Genomic DNA, 15,381 nt, shown 5'->3' with positions numbered 1-15,381 from the left:
CGCCCGGGCCGCCGCGAGCAGTACGACGGTGGAGCATCTCGACCGGGCGAGGCAGAAACGAGGATCCGATGTCCGACTCCCGGCCGTCCGCCCCTGCGGGCGGCAACAACCGGCCGGCCGGCTCCCCTGCCACCGGCCACTACGGCAGGGACCTCTTCCCGCCGGAGCGGCAGGGCGAGGCCGCGCGGATCGACTACGGCGCGCTGGCCTACGACGACGTGACGTTCCGGCGCCTCTCGGCGCTCGGGGCCGGGCCCGGATGGGCCTGTCTGGACGCGGGCGCCGGAACGGGGACCATCACGCGCTGGCTGGCCGGGACGGCGGGCGTCGACAGCGTTGTCGCCGTCGATCGCGACACCCGTTTCCTGGCGGTGCAGCCGGGAGGCCGCGTGCACACGGTCATCGCCGACCTCGCCGACCCGGAGCTGGCCGATCCGAACCTGGGACCGGGCCGGTTCGACCTCGTGCACTGCCGGTTCGTCCTCATGCACCTGCCCCGGCACGATGCCGTGCTGGCGCGGCTCGCGAACTGGGTGGCCCCCGGGGGATGGCTCGTCGTCAGCGACGCCGTCGATCTGACCACGGCCCGTTCCGCGCACCCGGCCTACCGGCGCACGATGGCAGCCATGTGGCACGCGCTGGGCGACACGATCGGCACCGACATCAGCTGGGTCACCGGCTATCCGGGGCTGCTGCGGTCCCACGGTCTGTCCGACGTCGGAGCGGAGATCTACGTGCCGCCGCTGACCCCCGACGCGCCGGTGACCGCCTTCTGGCGGGCCACCTGGGAACGGATGCGTCCCAGCCTGGAATCCAGCGGGCTGGTGGACGCGCGGACGGTGGACGAGGCGCTGGCCTATCTGGCATCCCCAGAACTCGCCGAGCTCTCCCCCGGCATGATCACCGCCTGGGGCCACCGCCCGGCCTGACGTCGGGTCTGCCCCATCTCGCTCGCACGCGCGCTCCCGAGGCTCCGTCGGGAGTTAATTCCAGGCCTGGAACAAACCTTGTCGCCCCTGACCGGGCCTGGTTAGTGTCGGCACATGAGATCGATTCGGCACCCTGGAGAGCAGGCGCGATGCGCCTGCCTCGGTGCGATGCGATGTAGTCGCCGCTGTCGGCTCATTTCCCGCTGAACTGGCTCCGCCAGTCGCATTTCCGGCAGATATCCCTGTGCCGCGATATTCCGTCATGCCGCCAGCAGGCTGGTGCGGCGCTCGCGCCCTGATCCTGAGACCCCCGCTTCCGTCGGCTGCCCGCCGGCTCGATGCGCCGGTCTCCGATCCAGGGCACAGAGGCCACACCGGGCGACCACCTCTGTGAGGACGGCGCAGCGCAGCGCCGCGTTCACTTCCCTCCCCGCCGCCCCGCACCCGGACCTTCTCCTTGGAGCCGACGCATCATGAGCAGCACCGACCGCAGCCTGCACTTCAATCTGTTCATCCATGACACCGGCCATCACGAGGCGTCGTGGCGGCTGCCCGAGTCCGAGCCGCTGGCACACATCGACGTCGCCTACCACCAGCGGCTCGCCCGGATCGCCGAGGACGCCGCGTTCGACTCGTTGTTCCTGGCGGACAGTCCCGCGCTGTGGGGCGACCCGGGCCGGCGGCCGAGCGGCCGGCTGGAGCCGACGGTGCTGCTGACCGCGCTGGCCGCCGTGACCAGCCGGATCGGGCTGATCGCCACCGCGTCGACCAGCTACAACGAGCCGTACAACCTGGCGCGGCGGTTCTCCTCGCTGGACCACATCTCGGGCGGCCGGGCCGGCTGGAACATCGTCACCACCGCAGGCGACGCCGCGGCGCGCAACTTCGGCCTCGAAGCCCAGCCCGCGCACGCCGACCGCTACGAGCGGGCGGCGGAGTTCATCGAGGTGTCCACCAAGCTCTGGGACAGCTGGGAGGACGGCGCCGTCGTGGCGGACAAGGACCGCGGGGTGCACGCCGAGTCGGACCGGGTGCACCGGTTCGGCCATGTCGGCAAGTACTTCCAGGTGGACGGTCCGCTGAACGTGCCGCGCTCACCGCAGGCCCATCCGCTGCTGGTACAGGCCGGGTCCAGCGAGGACGGCAAGGACTTCGCGGCCCGCTACGCCGAGGCGGTGTTCACCGCCCAGCCGACCTTCGAGGAGGGCCAGGCGTTCTACGCCGACGTCAAGCGGCGGGCCGCGGCGGCCGGCCGGGACCCGGACGGCGTGAAGATCCTGCCGGGCATCGTGCCGGTCATCGGCGACACCGAGGCCGAGGCGCTGGAGCTGGACGCGGAGCTGGGCCGGCTGATCCAGCCGGAGTACGCCAAACTCCAGCTCGCCACCCTGCTGGGGCTCGACCCCGACCGGTTCGCCCTCGACGAGGAACTGCCGGCGGACCTGCCCGACGAGGACGAGATCGAGGGCTCCAAGAGCCGCTACACCCTGGTCGTGGAGCTCGCCCGCCGGGAGCGGCTGACGGTGCGCCAGCTGATCGGCCGGCTCGGCGGCGGCCGCGGCCACCGGACCTTCGCGGGCACGCCGGTGCAGGTGGCGGACACCATCGAGCACTGGTTCAGGAACGGGGCGGCCGACGGGTTCAACATCATGCCCGCCGTTCTGCCCTCAGGACTTGAGGTGTTCGTGCGGCGGGTGGTGCCGATCCTGCGGGAGCGCGGTCTGTTCCGCACCGAGTACACCGGCCGCACCCTGCGCGAGCACTACGGCCTCCCCCGGCCCGCCAACCAGTTCTCCTCGGCCCTGGTGAACGCCTGACGGGCGGGACGGGCGGGACGGGCGGGACGGGCGGGACGGCCGCGCTGCCGGACGGTCAGCGGTAGTACCCCTCGACGACGGCCCGTACCTCGTCGAGCAGCGCGGGGCCGTCCTGCGGCACGGGCGGCTGCCCGCTGCCGGGCCTGATGTCCAGGAGCTGTTCGTTGGACAGCGCGAACACCACCCGCCGCAGCCCCGCCCGCTGGATGACCGCCTCGCACATCTCGCACGGCTGGCAGCTGGTGTACATCGTGGTCTGCGCCGCGGTGGCCGCGTCCAGTTCCTTCGCGGCCCACCGCGCCAGCTTCAGCTCCGGGTGGGCGGTGATGTCCTGGCCGGTGAGCGTCGTGTTGTGCTCCTCGGCCAGCACCGTCCCGTCCGGTGCTGCCAGCAGCGACCCGAACGGCGGGTCACCGCCCTCGCGTGCCTTGGCCGCGAGCGCGATGGCCCGCCGGAGGAGGGCGTGGTCGTCGGGTGTGGTCATGACGGCTCCGTTCTGGTGCGGGGCGGACAGAAGTGCGCGGCGACCGTGGCGAGTGCCTGCCAACTCCCCTGCGGTCGGCAGGTCTCACCGGGGTCGCCGCCGTAGGTGTCGAGAACTACGGAGTCGGCGCCGAGCAGCCGCAGTTGGTCGAGGTCGTCCATGATCTGGTCGATCGTGCCCTCACCGGCGAGTCGTTCCGGTCCGCCGACCCGTCCGGCGGTGATCTTCAGAGCGATCCGCGGGGCGAAGGCGGGCACCGGGAGCTGTTGCCCGGCCGCGGACGCCTGCAGCCTGTCGGCGGCTTCGCGCAGCCACGGCATGGTGCAGCGCAGCGGATGCCACGCGTCGCCGAGCCGCACGGCCCGGCGCAGTCCCGCGTCGCTGTTGCCGCCGACCCACACCGGGATCCGCCGCGTTCCGTAGGAGGCGGTGTCCGTCCAGGCCGCCCGGATGTCGCGCAGATGGTCGTCAGTGATGCGGCCACGCTGTTCGAACGGGATCCCGAGGGCCGCGAACTCCTGCCGCGCCCAGCCCACCCCCACGCCGAGGACCAGCCGGCCGCCGCTCAGTTCGTTCAGGTTGGCCGCCATCCGGGCGGTGAGCAGCGGGTGCCGGTACGGGGCGATGAGGACGGTCGTGCCGAGCCGGATCCGGGTGGTGAGGCCCGCCAGCCACGACAGGGTGGTGAAGGGCTCGTAGAAGGGTGCCGGGTAGCGCTCGGCGACGTCGGGAGTGATGGCGACGTGGTCCGAGAGCATCAGCAGATCGAAGCCCAGGCCTTCCACGGTCCGGGCCCAGCTCCGCAGGACTCCCGGGTCGGTGCCGGGGCCGAAATTGAGGATGTTGACGCCGATCTTCACAGACCTCAGCCTAGCCAGGCCGCCCGGGCGGCCAGAAGGGATTCCTCCCTGTTCAGAGGCGGTTCGCCCGTGGATTCGCCGGTAATCTGAGCGGATGACGGAGAGTCTTGACGAGACGGACTGGGCGATCCTCGCGGAGGTCCAGAAGGACGGCCGGATCGCCTTCACGGAGCTGGCACGGCGGGTGAACCTGAGCGCGTCGGCGACGACGGAACGGGTACGGCGGCTGGAGGCGGCCGAGGTGATCACCGGGTACCGGGCGGAGGTGGACCTGGAGCGGACCGGGTACGGGGTGCTGGCGGTGGTCCGGCTGAAATACCCGGGGACCCGGCACGAGCCGTTGCACCGGCTGATCGAGGAGCGCCCCGAGATCCTGGAGTGCCTGCGCACCACCGGCGACGACTGCTACGTCCTGAAGGTGGCCACCACATCGATGGCCGACCTGGAGGAGATCGTCGACGCCCTGGCCCAGTTCGGCAGCACGACCACCAACCTCGTGCTCAGCAGCACCCTGCCGTTCCGCGGCCCGCGAGTGCCCCGGACGCGTACCCGGCCGCGCTGAGGATCGTCCCGGCCGCCACGGGGCTTGCTGACCCGTGGGTGGTGGGCCACGATCAGGCGCGAAGAGATCGCCGTGTGGGAGGGGTACCCGTGTCCGATGTCAAGGCCGAACTCGACCAGTTGATGCGCGCTTTCCTCGGCGCGTTCACCAACACCGCCGGCAGCCGGCCGAACGTCGACGTCGTCCGTGAGGTGTTCATCCCTCAAGGAATGATCATCAAGAACGTCGGCGCCGAGCCGGTGGTCTACGACCTCGACGCGTTCATCGAGCCCCGGGAGAAGATCCTCACCGATGGGACGCTGACGGAGTTCTCCGAGTGGGAGGTCGCCGAGCGGACCGAGATCTTCGGGTCGATCGCGCACCGGTTCAGCGACTACCGCAAGTCCGGTTTCCTCAACGGCGACTGGTTCGAGGGCTCCGGCCACAAGACCACCCAGTTCATCCGGACGCCCGCCGGCTGGCGCATGAGCTCGATGGCCTGGGACGACGTGGAGTAGAGGACGTCCGGGGCTCGGGCCTTGCTCCAGAAGGGCCAGGCCCCCGGACCCACGGGTTTCCCTCAGCTCGCCGCTTGCTTCACGAGCGCGCCGATCCGCGCCTCGTCGGTGGCGCTCAGCTCCCTCAGGGCGTAGGACGTCGGCCACATGGCGCCTTCGTCGAGGTTGGCCTTGTCGCTGAAGCCGAACGTCGCGTACCTCGCGCTGAACTTCTGCGCGCTCTGGAAGAAGCAGACGACCTTGCCGTCCTTGGCGTACGCGGGCATCCCGTACCAGAGCTTCGGTGCGAGGTCCGGCGCACTCGCCTTGACGACCGCGTGGATCCGTTCGGCCATCACCCGGTCCGAGCCCTCCATTTCGGCGATCTTCGCGACCACGGCGGCTTCCTCCTCCGCCGCCTTCTCGGCGCGCGATCCGCGGCGCGCGGACGCCTTCAGCTCCTTGGCACGCTCCTTCATCGCATCGCGTTCCTCGGCGGTGAATCCCTCGAAGCTCTTGTCGGTCCCGGTGGTGCTCTTGGCGGTGGTGCTGGCGGGCTTCTGCGTGTCCTTCATGGTGGATTTCCTCCTGGTACGTGATGTTATGGATGGCATCGTCATGCTAAGGAGCCGCCGCGGTGGCGGCTCCTCCGAAACCGGCGTTCACGGGGCGATTCACCCCTGGGGCCCCGGGTCGGGCGGCCGGCGGGTCCGTGCCCGCCGGCCGGGGCCGGTGCCCGTCATCCCCACGCGCCGGCGATCTGACGGGTCGTGGCGTTGAGCCGGTTGAACATGTTGGTGACGCCGATCATCAGGACGATCGCGGCCAGCTGCTTCTCGTCGAAGTAGGTGGCGGCCGTGTCCCAGACCTCGTCGCTCACCGGGTCGGGAGTGTCGGCCAGCCGCGTCGCGGCCTCGGCCAGCGCGAGGGCCGCCCGCTCCTCGTCGGTGAAGTACGGGGCTTCCCTCCAGGCGACGACCGTGGCCAGCCGCTCGTCGCTCACTCCGGCCTTGCGGGCCGTCTTGGCGCCGCCGTCGACGCAGGCGCTGCAGCCGTTGATCTGGCTGACCCGCAGATGCACCAGCTCCAGCGTCTGACCGTCCACCCCGCCGGAGTGCACGGCCTTGAAGATCTGCTGGATGGGCTGCATCGCGTCGGACAGGACGACGGCGGGGTTCTGCATACGGGACTGCATCTCGGTCTGCTCCTCGTGTTGTTCGGTGCCCCGTTCTCCCCGGGGTGTGACTCCATAACAGCCGTTCCGGCCTTCTACGACGACGGCGATGGGACGCTCTGGGACAGCTGGAACAGCCTTGACCAGCGGAGAAACGGCCCGTAATACTTCGGCCGGGGCGGGACAGCGAAGCGGGGGAACGGTGGACATGGAACAGCGAACAGCGCGGACCGACCCACAGGACGAACTGGCCGCCCGACTGCGCCTGCTCCAGGAGCTGTCCGGGCTCGGCGTCCGGGCTCTCGCGAAGGACGCAGGCCTCAGCTCCTCGTCGCTGTCGCGCTACCTCAGCGGACAGACCGTGCCGCCCTGGCCTGCGGTGATCGCCCTCTGCCGGCTCGTCAAGCGCGACCCCCGCCCACTGCGGCCCCTGTGGGAACGGTCCTCGAACCCGTTGCCCGCGCCCCCGAAGGCCAGCCGGCTGGTCCCGCCGAAGCCCCGCAACGATCTGCCGCGCGACGTACCGGACTTCACCGGACGCGAGGCCCAACTCTCGGCCGTGCTCGCCGCGGTGGACAGCCATCAGGTAGTCGCCGTCGACGGTATGGCGGGCGTCGGCAAGACCTGTCTGGCGGTGCATGCCGCGCACCGGCTCACCGACCGGTACCCGGACGCCCAGCTCTATGTGGACCTGCACGGATTCACCGAGGGCCGGGAGCCGTTCGATCCCGGCTCGGTCCTGCGGATGCTGCTCGGCGCGCTCGGCGTCCCGTCCGAGAGGGTCCCGCAGGAGGGCGTGGAACAGCTGGCCGCCTGCTGGCGGTCGGAGCTCGCCGGCCGGCGGGCCGTCGTGATCCTCGACAACGCCGCCGACGCCGACCAGGTCCGCCCGCTGCTGCCAGGCGCCGGCCCCTCCGTGGCCCTGATCACGAGCCGCAACCGGCTGCTGGGCCTGGACGAGGTGCCCCCGGTGTCGCTGGACGTGCTGAGTCCGGAGGAGAGCGCGGAGCTGCTGGCCCGCGCCAGCGGTGACCCCAGCGGCCCCGACGGGCGGCTGGCCCGCGATCCGCAGTCCGCCGCCGAGGTGCTGCGGCTGTGCGGCCATCTGCCGCTGGCCCTGCGGCTGGCCGCGGCCCGGCTGCGGCACCGGCCCGGCTGGACGGTCGGCATCCTCGTCGAGCGGCTGTCGGAGGGCGCGACCGAGTTCGACACCGCGTTCGCCATGTCCGTACGGCAGTTGGACCGGGCCCAGGCCCGCCTGTTCCGGATGCTGGGCCTGCTGCCCGGGACCGCCTTCGACGAGTACGTGGCGGCGGCCCTGGCGGACGTGCCGCTGCACAGCGCCAGGGAGATGCTGGAGGACCTGCTCGACGCGCACCTGGTCCAGCAGCCGGCGACCGGCCGCTACCGGCTGCACGACCTGGTGCACCAGCACGCCCGCCGGGCCTGCGAACAGCAGGACTCGCCGGCCGAGCGGGAGCGGGCGCTGGGCCGCTTCCTCGACTACTACGTGCACGCGGCGGCCGCCGCCGACGCCGCGCTGCCGGTCCTGTCGCCCGGCCGCCCGGCCTCCGCGGGCCGGCCGCCGGCCGCCCTGCCGCAGTTCGCGGACAAGCACGCGGCCCTCGCCTGGCTCACCTCGGAGTACGAAACGCTGATCGCCGTCTTCGAAACAGCGGTCGCCATCGGAGCCGATGTGCATGTGAGCGAGCTGCCGCGCTTCCTGCGGGCGTACTTCGCGCGGCGCTGCGGCACGACGCACCTCAACTTCCTCTTCGAGCGGTCGCTGGCCGCCGCGCAGCGCCTGGGCGATCCGCTGCAACTGGCCGAGGCGCACAGCGACCTGGGCTTCGCGCGCTACAACGCGGGCCGGATGGCGGAGGCGGGCGCCGCGTACGAGGCGGCCGAACTGGGGCTGTCCAGGACCGGGGACGTACGGTCGGAGGCCGAACTGGCGATGCGCCGCGGCTATCTGAAGTCGGACGAGGGCCATGTCGACGAGCCGCTCGAACTCTTCAGGCTGGCGGGGAAGTTGTACGAGGAGGCGGGTTGCCCGACGGGGGCGGCCCACGCGGCCGCGTCGGAGGCCTGGGCGATGCTGCAGCTGGGACACCGCGACCAGGCGGCGCAGCGGGCCCGCGAAGTGCTCGACATTCCCCACGCGGACCCGTCCTGGCCGCCCACGCTGACGGCTCGGATCACCCTCGGCGTGGCCATCGCCGGCGAGGCACCCGACGAGGCGGCGGAGCACCTGCACCAGGCACTGGCCCTGGCCCGTGAGGACGGGCACATGAACAACGAGGCGTGGTGCCTCAACTGCCTGGGCGTCGCGCTGCGGCAGATGGGCCGCTACGAGGAGGCGCTGGCCAGCCACCGGGAGGCGTTCGCGCTGCTGGACGAGTTGTTCGAGGAACACTGGAAGATCCATTTCCTCAACGGCTACGGCGAGACCTGCCGGCTCGCAGGCCTCCCCGACGAGGCCCTGCGGCTGCACCGGCAGGCACTGGAGCTGGCCCCGAAACTGGGATACCGGTCCGAGGAGGCGCTGGCTCACGAGGGCATCGCGATCGTGCTGGACGCAACGGATCCGGCGGCGGCCGCCGAGCACCGCGCGGCGGGTGAGGCCGTCCTGCGGGAACTCAATCCCGGGGCTTACTGATCGTTCCCCCTACTGCGCCCGTGACGCTCACAGAGGTGGTCCGTCTCCCTCGTGTTCCTGGTGGGAGCAGCGGCGGTCCCGGTGCGGGACGACGGGACGCAGCGGAAAGCCGTGCTCGGCGGTGAGTGATTCACCGTTGCGGTGGGTCACGAGGATCGTGCGGTCGGAGGTGAAGTCGGCGAGCCGGAGATTGGCGCTGTACTCGCAGGATGCCTTGCAGATGGCAGACAGGTCGGCAGTCGGGCGGCCGATCAGTAGACGTCGCGGACGTACCGCTTGTCGGACGCCAACTGCCGGACGTACGCGGCGGCCGACTGCCCGTCCATGCCGCCGTGTGCCGCGACGATCTGCCGCAGCGTCCGGTCGACGTCCTTGGCCATGCGACCCGCGTCGCCGCAGACGGAGAAGTGGGCGCCGTCCTGGAGCCCTTCGTGCAGAGCCGCCCGAAGTTCGTCGGGTGCTTCCTGTCCCCGGAGACCTTCGCGACGGTTCGCCTGCCGGTGGAGGCGTCCCGCCCGATGTCGAGCACGACGCCGCAGCCGACCCTGACACCGGTACCGCTGCACCAGGCCGGGTCCCGGTCCCGGGAGTGCGGTCTCCCGCTACGGAGCCTTGTGGGAACCGTGCAGCTCCCACTCCCACAGCGCCTCGCACAGCAGGTCCAGTCCCTGGCGCAGGTGACGCCGGTAGGTTCCGTACGGCAGGCCGAGGCGGCGGGCGGCGGCCTCCTGGGTGGGCGCGCCGGAGAAGTAGCTCGCCGTCAGGGCTTCGCGGGCCCGCACTCCGCGCGGATCGCGGGCGAGGTCGTCGGTGGCCTGGCGCAGCAGGGCGCGCAGTTCCTCGACGGGGTCGGCGAAGTCGGCCGCCAGACGGGCGCGCATCAGGGCACAGGCCGCGAAGGCGCCAGGGTCGCGCCAGTGCGACAGGGCTTCGCGCACGGCCTGGTCGAACGCGCTCCGCGAGCCGTGCGGTGGTCCGGACTCGGCAGGCACGCCGGGGGCCGATATGAAGCGGCCGATCCAGGCCTCGACGGACACCTGTCGCCAGTCGACGCCGAACAGCCCGTAGGTGTGCTCACCGACCAGTGGTCGCGCACCGGTGTCGGCGAGGCTGCCCCTGACGCGCTCGGCCCAGGTGTCGGCGTCGCGCCAGACGGCGAAGCCGTAGGCGCGGCCGCGGGCGCGGGCGGCCTCCGCCTGGGCGCGGGAACTGCTCAGGTCGATGACGCGCGAGGGGATCTGGTACCGCTCGGGGTAGATCGAGAAGCGGCTCACGCCGATGTGATCGCCGGGGCTCACCGGCGCCGTGGCGTCGGTGTACGCCCAGGCGGCCGCGACCACGGGATCGGTGGCCAGGTCCTGGGGGTCGGGAGGGGCCGGCAGGGCGAGTCGGGCCGTGAACGCCACGATCCGGCCCGTGTTCACCAGACGGTAGACGCTGAACGCCTGCGGCTGACGCCGCGCCCAGTAGCGGACCAGCTCCGCGGATTCCGGGCCCTCGGTCTCCTCGGCCATGCGCAGTACGGTGTCGAGGTCGTCCGCGTGCAGCGGACGGTCGTGCACCTCGTCCTCGCGGGACCACGTGCGCAGCCGCGCCAGGAGCTCCACCTCACGGAAGAGGTAGAAGAGTTCGTCGGTGACCGTCCAGACCCGCTCCTCGGGTGCCTCGCGCAGCAGGCGCATGTACTCCTCCGCCAGCCGCAGGCGCATCGTCAGGAAGGCGTTGGGTGCCCGCCAGCGCAGGTCGGCGGCGAGGGTCTCGCGTGCGGCGTCGTGCGGGTGAACCCCCCGGTGCGTGGACTCCATGAAGGGCAGCTCCCGCAGCCAGCCGAACAGCAGATGGGCGTCCTCCTCGGGCAGCACCGCGGCCAGCAGCTCCTCGGAGGTCGAATGCGCCTGTGCCACCACCTCCCGGGCACGGCGGTGAGCCGCCGTCGGCACCTCTCCGATCAGCCCCGCCAACAGCGTGCGCAGGACGTCGCCCGAGGGCGACCACGTCTCCTCCCTGCTCCAGCCCGTCGAGTCCGCCGCCGCCGCGAGGGACAGGGCCAGCGGGTTGCCTCCGGCGAAGCGCAGCACCAGGTCCCGCAGTTCGGGCCGGATCCGCGCCGCGACCAGCACGCTCCGGGCCTGCTCCGCGGAGAACGGCTCCAGTTCGGCCACGTGCAGGAGCCCGGCCCAGGCGGGATCGGAGCTCCACTGCGGCTGCGGCGCGAGCCGGCCGCCCAGGACGACCAGGGCGCCGTCCGCGGCGCGCGGCAGGAAGTGGTGCCACAGCCAGCTCTCCAGCCATTGGCAGTGCTCGAAGGAGTCCACGAACAGGACCGTGCCGGCGACGTCCAGGAACGGGGCGGCCGCGCGCTCGAAGTCGGCCGGATCCCGGCCGACGAATCGGCCGTCCAGTTCGACGAGCAGCCGGCCCGCCTTACGGGCATGGTCCGCCAGCCGGCGCAGCAGCGTCGACTTCCCGATGCCACCCGGCCCGAACACGTAGAACGCGAACGGCGCCTGCGGATCGCAGGCCAAGGCCGCCGCGAAGCGCGCGAGTTCCTCGTCCCGGCCGATGAAGGCCTGTACTCGCGCGCTGCTCAGTCTCTCTCCGATGGAGACCATGGCGGTTCCCCTCCGCTCGTCTCAGCTCCGGACGACGCGGTCCGGAAGTCCCCTCCAGGCCTCGCGGTGACCAGCACCGGCACGAGGCACGTGCGTCGGCGGTCCGGCCCGCCCGTCACTTGATGACTCCCAGGTTCCGGTCGTCGTCGTGGCCGGTCACCAGGAGGGTGTCTCTTCGACACGCTGGAAACGCCCGTCGGGGGCGAACTGGGCGAAGAGGTACACCTCGGTGACCGAGGTGCGGCCGTTGTCCCGGGTGACGGTGACGGAGTGCCGGTCGGCGTAGCGCAGACCGTCGCGGACTTCGTCGTGGACCTCGATGTGCCCGCTGAGCACCACGGAACGGAGGCGCGTCATGTGCTGGGTGAAGGCGGCCCGGTCGCTCCACTCGCCGTTGGTGCGCTGCCGGTAGTCGGGCGTGAAGTGCCGGTCGATGGCCGCGTCGAGGTCGAGGCCCGGGGTGAACAGCAGGTCGTTGATGGCTCGGGTGATGTCGGTCGGAGTCATCGCTGTTCTCTCCCGGTGGGGGTGATGGTCGGGTGCACGGCGGGCCCTGACTCCTGGAACAGGGGAGGATGCGGCGCCGGCCGCCCTGGTAGAGGCCGGGACGAGGGGCCTGGTTCCACCACGGCCGGTGCGCTTTCGTGGACCGGTGTGAAGTCCAGCGGCAGGGAGACGGGACCGCGGGTGTACAGGCCGGTCTCCCGGTAGCGGAAGCCGGGGCTGTAGCGGACCTGGTCGAGCAGGGGGAGCAGCAGCGCGGCCACGGTCTCGATCTCGGCGCGGGCGAAGGCCGCACCGACGCACTGGTGGAGGCCGGTGCCGAAGGCCAAGTGCTGGGCGGCGGCGGCGGTGAAGGAGCGATCGGTGCCCAGGTCCGGGCGGTGGATGTCGAAGGTGTCGGGGGCGCTGAAGGCGGCGGGATCGCGGTTCGCCGCGCCGATCATGCAGAAGACGGTGGCGCCTGCCGGGACGACGGTGCCGGCGATCACGGCGTCCTTCTCCGCCTGGCGGGGAATGAGCTGGACGGGCGGGGTGTACCGCAGCGTCTCGGCGATCGCGGCCGGCAGCAGGGCCGGGTCCTGGCGGACCTGCGCCAGTTGCTCGGGGTGGTCGATCAGGTGCTTGAAGAGGAGCCCGAGGGTCTTGTCGGCGGGCTCGACGGCGGCGACCAGAACGTTGATGACCAGCGCGGTGACGTCGCGGTTGTTCATCGCGATGCCGTCGGACCCGGCCGTGCACAGCTTCGATATCAGGTCCTCGCCGGGGTGTCGGCGCCGCTGTTCGATGACCGGGACGAGGTACGCCTCCAACTGCTCGGCGCAGTCCAGACAGTGCCGACGGCGTTCCGGAGTGAGGCCCATGCTGGTGATGAACTCGCCGACCCCGTTGAGCCAGGCGGAGACCTGCCGCCAGTCCTGCTTGTCCAGGCCGAGGACGTCGAGCGTCACGTAGACGGCGAAGGGCTTGCCGAAGTCGTTGACGAGGTCCATCCGCCCCTGGGAAAGCAAGGGCGCGACGAGCTCGGCGGCGTCGGCGCGGATGGCGCGGGTCTGCTCCTGCAGGGCCTGTCCGGTGAAGGCCCGGACGACGATCTTCCGCTTGGCGGTGTGCTCGGCCCCGGTCATCTGGGCGAGGACCGGTCCGCGCATCACCGGCTCCGCGCGCACCTGCAGCGTCTCGGTGGTGAACGCCTCATGGTCGGTCAGCACCCGCTTCACGTCCTGATGGCGGGAGAGGAAGTAGCTGTCGATCGCCGGTTCGTAGTGCACCGGTGACCGGTCCCTCAGCCGGGCGAAGTGCCGGTAGGGATCGGCGGCGAAGTCCTCGGACAGGACGCTGAAGCGAGGATCGACCATGGGTACGGCGGCCTCTCAAGGGGAACGGACGAGGAGCGAACGCTACGGCGGCAGGCGCTGCGGTGACGGTGGGCAACCTGGTAAGCGCCGCGCGATGCGCCGACGCCCGGGACGGGGTCGGGGACCGGGACGGGGGTGGTCCTCCGCCGACCCGTGCACGATGCGCAGAAGGCCGAGCACCGTCTGCCGCCCCGCGGAGGGGCAGGCAACTCGCACTCCGGACAACGCTGTCGGCCCCTACGTCGGGACGGTCGACGAGGTCCACCGTCAGGATGACTCGACGCTGATTCACCCATGGAAATTGCTGGGTGGACCATAACCCGCACCCCGTAGGACCGCGTGGACAGGTGCGGACAGGAGTGGACAGTGCCCGTCCCCGCCGGGCCTGGAAAGTGGACAGCGCCCGGCACGAAGCTCAGCGTCATGAACCTCCGACGCATACAAAAGGGCCGGACGCCCCCCACCCCTCGGCCGGCGGCCGTGCTCGCGGCGCTCGCCGCGGCCCAGTTCACCGTCATGCTCGCCACCTCGATCGTGAACGTGGCGCTCCCCCAGATCCGGGCCGGGGTGGGCCTGTCGGACGGCGGCACCACGTGGGTGGTCAACGCCTACGGCCTGGCGTTCGGAGCGCTGCTCCTGGCCGGCGGGCGGACGGCCGACCTGCTCGGGCGCCGCCGGGTACTCATCGCCGGCCTCACGCTGTTCGCGGTGTCGTCGCTGGCCGCAGGAGTGGCCGCCTCCCCCGGCGTCCTGATCACCGCCCGCGCCGTTCAGGGCCTCGGCACCGCCGCCATCGCCCCGGCCGCGCTCGCTCTGACGATGGACCTGTACCCGTCCGGCCCCGGGCGTGGCCGGGCCCTGGGGGTGTGGGGCGCGGTCTCCGGTGCGGGAGGGGCGGGCGGCGTCCTGCTGGGCGGTGTGCTCACCCAGGCCTGGGGCTGGCCCTGGATCTTCTACGCCGTCGCACTCGGGTCGGTGCTGGTCCTGGTCGCCGTCGCGGCCCTCGTGCCACGGGCGGCGCCCGCCCGGACGGCCGGACGGTTCGACCTGCTGGGCACCACCACCGTCACACTCGCCCTGACCTGCCTGGTCTGGGGGCTGACCACCGCACGCGGCGCCGGCTGGACGGACGGCCGGCCGGGTGCTCGGCGCCCTCCTCGGCGCCGCCGCGTTGCTCGCGGCCTTCGTCGTGATCGAGCTCCGCCGGCCGAACGCGCTGATGCCGCCGCGACTGTTCACCACCGGCCGCGTCGCGGCGGGCAACCAGCTGATGGCGCTGCTGGGGTCCGTGTGGATCGCCCTGTTCTTCTTCCTGCCGCTCTACCAGCAACTGGTGCTCGGATCGAGTCCGTTGGCCACTGGTGCGGGCCAGCTTCCCCTGGCCGGGGCCAACATGCTCGGCGCCGCCATGGCGCCCCGCATATCCCGGCGCGTCGGCGGCACCGCGACCGTGACCGCGGCCCTGCTCACCGAGGCCGCCGGACTGCTGTGGCTGTCACGGATCAGCGCCGACGGGAGCTACCTCGCCGACGTCCTCGGTCCCAGCATCCTGATCGGCCTCGGTCTGAGCATCGCCTTCGTCCAGCTCACCGCGTTCGCCGTGGACGGCGTCCCGCAACAGGACGCGGGCCTGGCCGGCGGACTGGTGAACACCACCCGCCAGGTCGGCGGGGCGATCGGCCTCGCCGCCCTGACCACCCTGGCCGGCTCCGTCACCGCCCACGCGGCCACCCACCAACCCCATCTGGAAGCGCTCACCGCCGGCTACCGCGCCGTCTTCACCGTCGCCGCCGCGGTCCTGGCCGCAACAGCGCTCCTCGCGGTGCTCCTCACCCGCTGCATCCGCCCGCGGACCCCCACCGACGCCGCTGTCGCCGCTACCGCCACCAGCCCGGCTTCCGACCCACAACTCGCCTGAATCCCCTGAATCCGGCCGTACCGATGGATCA

14 protein-coding genes and 2 pseudogenes are annotated in these 15,381 nt (G+C 71.8%); 7 read left to right on the top strand and 9 right to left on the bottom strand.

The window, feature by feature from the left end:
- The first annotated feature begins 68 nt into the window (after positions 1–68).
- Both C8250_RS35505 and C8250_RS35500 read left to right on the top strand, forming a co-directional pair.
- Positions 69–929 (top strand): class I SAM-dependent methyltransferase, encoded by an 861-nt coding sequence (locus C8250_RS35505; protein ID WP_138352815.1) that lies wholly within the window; start codon positions 69–71, stop codon positions 927–929.
- A 473-nt stretch (positions 930–1,402) separates the two neighbouring features.
- A complete protein-coding gene (locus C8250_RS35500; RefSeq protein WP_187145118.1) occupies positions 1,403–2,746 on the top strand; it encodes an LLM class flavin-dependent oxidoreductase in 1,344 nt (447 codons plus the stop codon).
- Between the two features lie 55 nt (positions 2,747–2,801).
- Here the strand turns inward: C8250_RS35500 and C8250_RS35495 are convergent, their stop codons facing one another.
- Positions 2,802–3,230: a nucleoside deaminase gene (locus tag C8250_RS35495; protein WP_138352814.1), complete on the bottom strand. Its 429-nt coding sequence runs from the start codon at positions 3,228–3,230 to the stop codon at positions 2,802–2,804.
- Positions 3,227–4,090 (bottom strand): LLM class flavin-dependent oxidoreductase, encoded by an 864-nt coding sequence (locus C8250_RS35490; RefSeq protein ID WP_138352813.1) that lies wholly within the window; start codon positions 4,088–4,090, stop codon positions 3,227–3,229. The genes C8250_RS35495 and C8250_RS35490 overlap by 4 nt, the downstream gene beginning before the upstream one ends.
- Before the next feature lie 94 nt (positions 4,091–4,184).
- Between C8250_RS35490 and C8250_RS35485 the strand changes: the two genes are divergently transcribed.
- Together C8250_RS35485 and C8250_RS35480 are read left to right on the top strand one after the other, a co-directional pair.
- Positions 4,185–4,652 (top strand): Lrp/AsnC family transcriptional regulator, encoded by a 468-nt coding sequence (locus tag C8250_RS35485; protein WP_138352812.1) that lies wholly within the window; start codon positions 4,185–4,187, stop codon positions 4,650–4,652.
- 122 nt (positions 4,653–4,774) lie between these two features.
- Positions 4,775–5,149 (top strand): DUF4440 domain-containing protein, encoded by a 375-nt coding sequence (locus tag C8250_RS35480; RefSeq protein WP_346268804.1) that lies wholly within the window; start codon positions 4,775–4,777, stop codon positions 5,147–5,149.
- A 62-nt stretch (positions 5,150–5,211) separates the two neighbouring features.
- On the opposite strand, the gene C8250_RS35475 is transcribed toward C8250_RS35480, so the two are convergent.
- Both C8250_RS35475 and C8250_RS35470 read right to left on the bottom strand, forming a co-directional pair.
- Positions 5,212–5,703 (bottom strand): DUF1801 domain-containing protein, encoded by a 492-nt coding sequence (locus tag C8250_RS35475; RefSeq protein ID WP_138352810.1) that lies wholly within the window; start codon positions 5,701–5,703, stop codon positions 5,212–5,214.
- 164 nt (positions 5,704–5,867) lie between these two features.
- Positions 5,868–6,323: a carboxymuconolactone decarboxylase family protein gene (locus C8250_RS35470; RefSeq protein ID WP_138352809.1), complete on the bottom strand. Its 456-nt coding sequence runs from the start codon at positions 6,321–6,323 to the stop codon at positions 5,868–5,870.
- A 187-nt stretch (positions 6,324–6,510) separates the two neighbouring features.
- On the opposite strand from C8250_RS35470, the gene C8250_RS35465 reads away from it, so the two are divergent.
- Complete coding sequence (locus tag C8250_RS35465) at positions 6,511–8,961, top strand: tetratricopeptide repeat protein (RefSeq protein ID WP_138352808.1); 2,451 nt, start codon at positions 6,511–6,513, stop codon at positions 8,959–8,961.
- 27 nt (positions 8,962–8,988) lie between these two features.
- On the opposite strand, the pseudogene C8250_RS35460 reads toward C8250_RS35465, so the two are convergent.
- The 5 genes and pseudogenes from C8250_RS35460 to C8250_RS35440 form a co-directional block, all read right to left on the bottom strand.
- Positions 8,989–9,162 (bottom strand): annotated as a pseudogene (locus C8250_RS35460) (molybdopterin-dependent oxidoreductase); the annotation flags it as partial.
- A gap of 50 nt (positions 9,163–9,212) precedes the next feature.
- Entirely contained in the window at positions 9,213–9,341 is a 129-nt protein-coding gene (locus C8250_RS44555; RefSeq protein WP_269286235.1) for a hypothetical protein, read from the bottom strand.
- A 222-nt stretch (positions 9,342–9,563) separates the two neighbouring features.
- A complete protein-coding gene (locus C8250_RS35450; RefSeq protein ID WP_138352806.1) occupies positions 9,564–11,573 on the bottom strand; it encodes an AAA family ATPase in 2,010 nt (669 codons plus the stop codon).
- A 156-nt stretch (positions 11,574–11,729) separates the two neighbouring features.
- Entirely contained in the window at positions 11,730–12,080 is a 351-nt protein-coding gene (locus C8250_RS35445) for a nuclear transport factor 2 family protein (protein WP_346268782.1), read from the bottom strand.
- Entirely contained in the window at positions 12,077–13,432 is a 1,356-nt protein-coding gene (locus C8250_RS35440; RefSeq protein WP_138352805.1) for a cytochrome P450, cyclodipeptide synthase-associated, read from the bottom strand. Before C8250_RS35440 ends, C8250_RS35445 begins: the two co-directional genes overlap by 4 nt.
- A gap of 423 nt (positions 13,433–13,855) precedes the next feature.
- Here C8250_RS35440 and C8250_RS44010 point away from each other — a divergent pair.
- Both C8250_RS44010 and C8250_RS44005 read left to right on the top strand, forming a co-directional pair.
- Positions 13,856–14,407: pseudogene (locus C8250_RS44010) on the top strand (MFS transporter); the annotation flags it as partial.
- A 166-nt stretch (positions 14,408–14,573) separates the two neighbouring features.
- Entirely contained in the window at positions 14,574–15,350 is a 777-nt protein-coding gene (locus C8250_RS44005; protein WP_244809573.1) for an MFS transporter, read from the top strand.
- The last annotated feature ends 31 nt before the right edge of the window (positions 15,351–15,381 follow it).

The organism is Streptomyces sp. So13.3, from assembly GCF_005860785.2.
In the GTDB taxonomy this organism is placed as follows: domain Bacteria; phylum Actinomycetota; class Actinomycetes; order Streptomycetales; family Streptomycetaceae; genus Actinacidiphila; species Actinacidiphila fildesensis.
Note: the sequence above shows the minus strand (reverse complement) of the source record. Positions and strands in the feature narration are given on the sequence as shown.

Coding starts and splice junctions, on each gene's coding strand:
- C8250_RS35505 (WP_138352815.1), top strand. CDS start 69: ATGTCCGACTCCCGGCCGTCCGCCCCTGCGGGCGGCAACAACCGGCCG.
- C8250_RS35500 (WP_187145118.1), top strand. CDS start 1,403: ATGAGCAGCACCGACCGCAGCCTGCACTTCAATCTGTTCATCCATGAC.
- C8250_RS35495 (WP_138352814.1), bottom strand. CDS start 3,230: ATGACCACACCCGACGACCACGCCCTCCTCCGGCGGGCCATCGCGCTC.
- C8250_RS35485 (WP_138352812.1), top strand. CDS start 4,185: ATGACGGAGAGTCTTGACGAGACGGACTGGGCGATCCTCGCGGAGGTC.
- C8250_RS35480 (WP_346268804.1), top strand. CDS start 4,775: ATGCGCGCTTTCCTCGGCGCGTTCACCAACACCGCCGGCAGCCGGCCG.
- C8250_RS35475 (WP_138352810.1), bottom strand. CDS start 5,703: ATGAAGGACACGCAGAAGCCCGCCAGCACCACCGCCAAGAGCACCACC.
- C8250_RS35470 (WP_138352809.1), bottom strand. CDS start 6,323: ATGCAGTCCCGTATGCAGAACCCCGCCGTCGTCCTGTCCGACGCGATG.
- C8250_RS35465 (WP_138352808.1), top strand. CDS start 6,511: ATGGAACAGCGAACAGCGCGGACCGACCCACAGGACGAACTGGCCGCC.
- C8250_RS44555 (WP_269286235.1), bottom strand. CDS start 9,341: ATGGCCAAGGACGTCGACCGGACGCTGCGGCAGATCGTCGCGGCACAC.
- C8250_RS35450 (WP_138352806.1), bottom strand. CDS start 11,573: ATGGTCTCCATCGGAGAGAGACTGAGCAGCGCGCGAGTACAGGCCTTC.
- C8250_RS35445 (WP_346268782.1), bottom strand. CDS start 12,080: ATGACTCCGACCGACATCACCCGAGCCATCAACGACCTGCTGTTCACC.
- C8250_RS35440 (WP_138352805.1), bottom strand. CDS start 13,432: ATGGTCGATCCTCGCTTCAGCGTCCTGTCCGAGGACTTCGCCGCCGAT.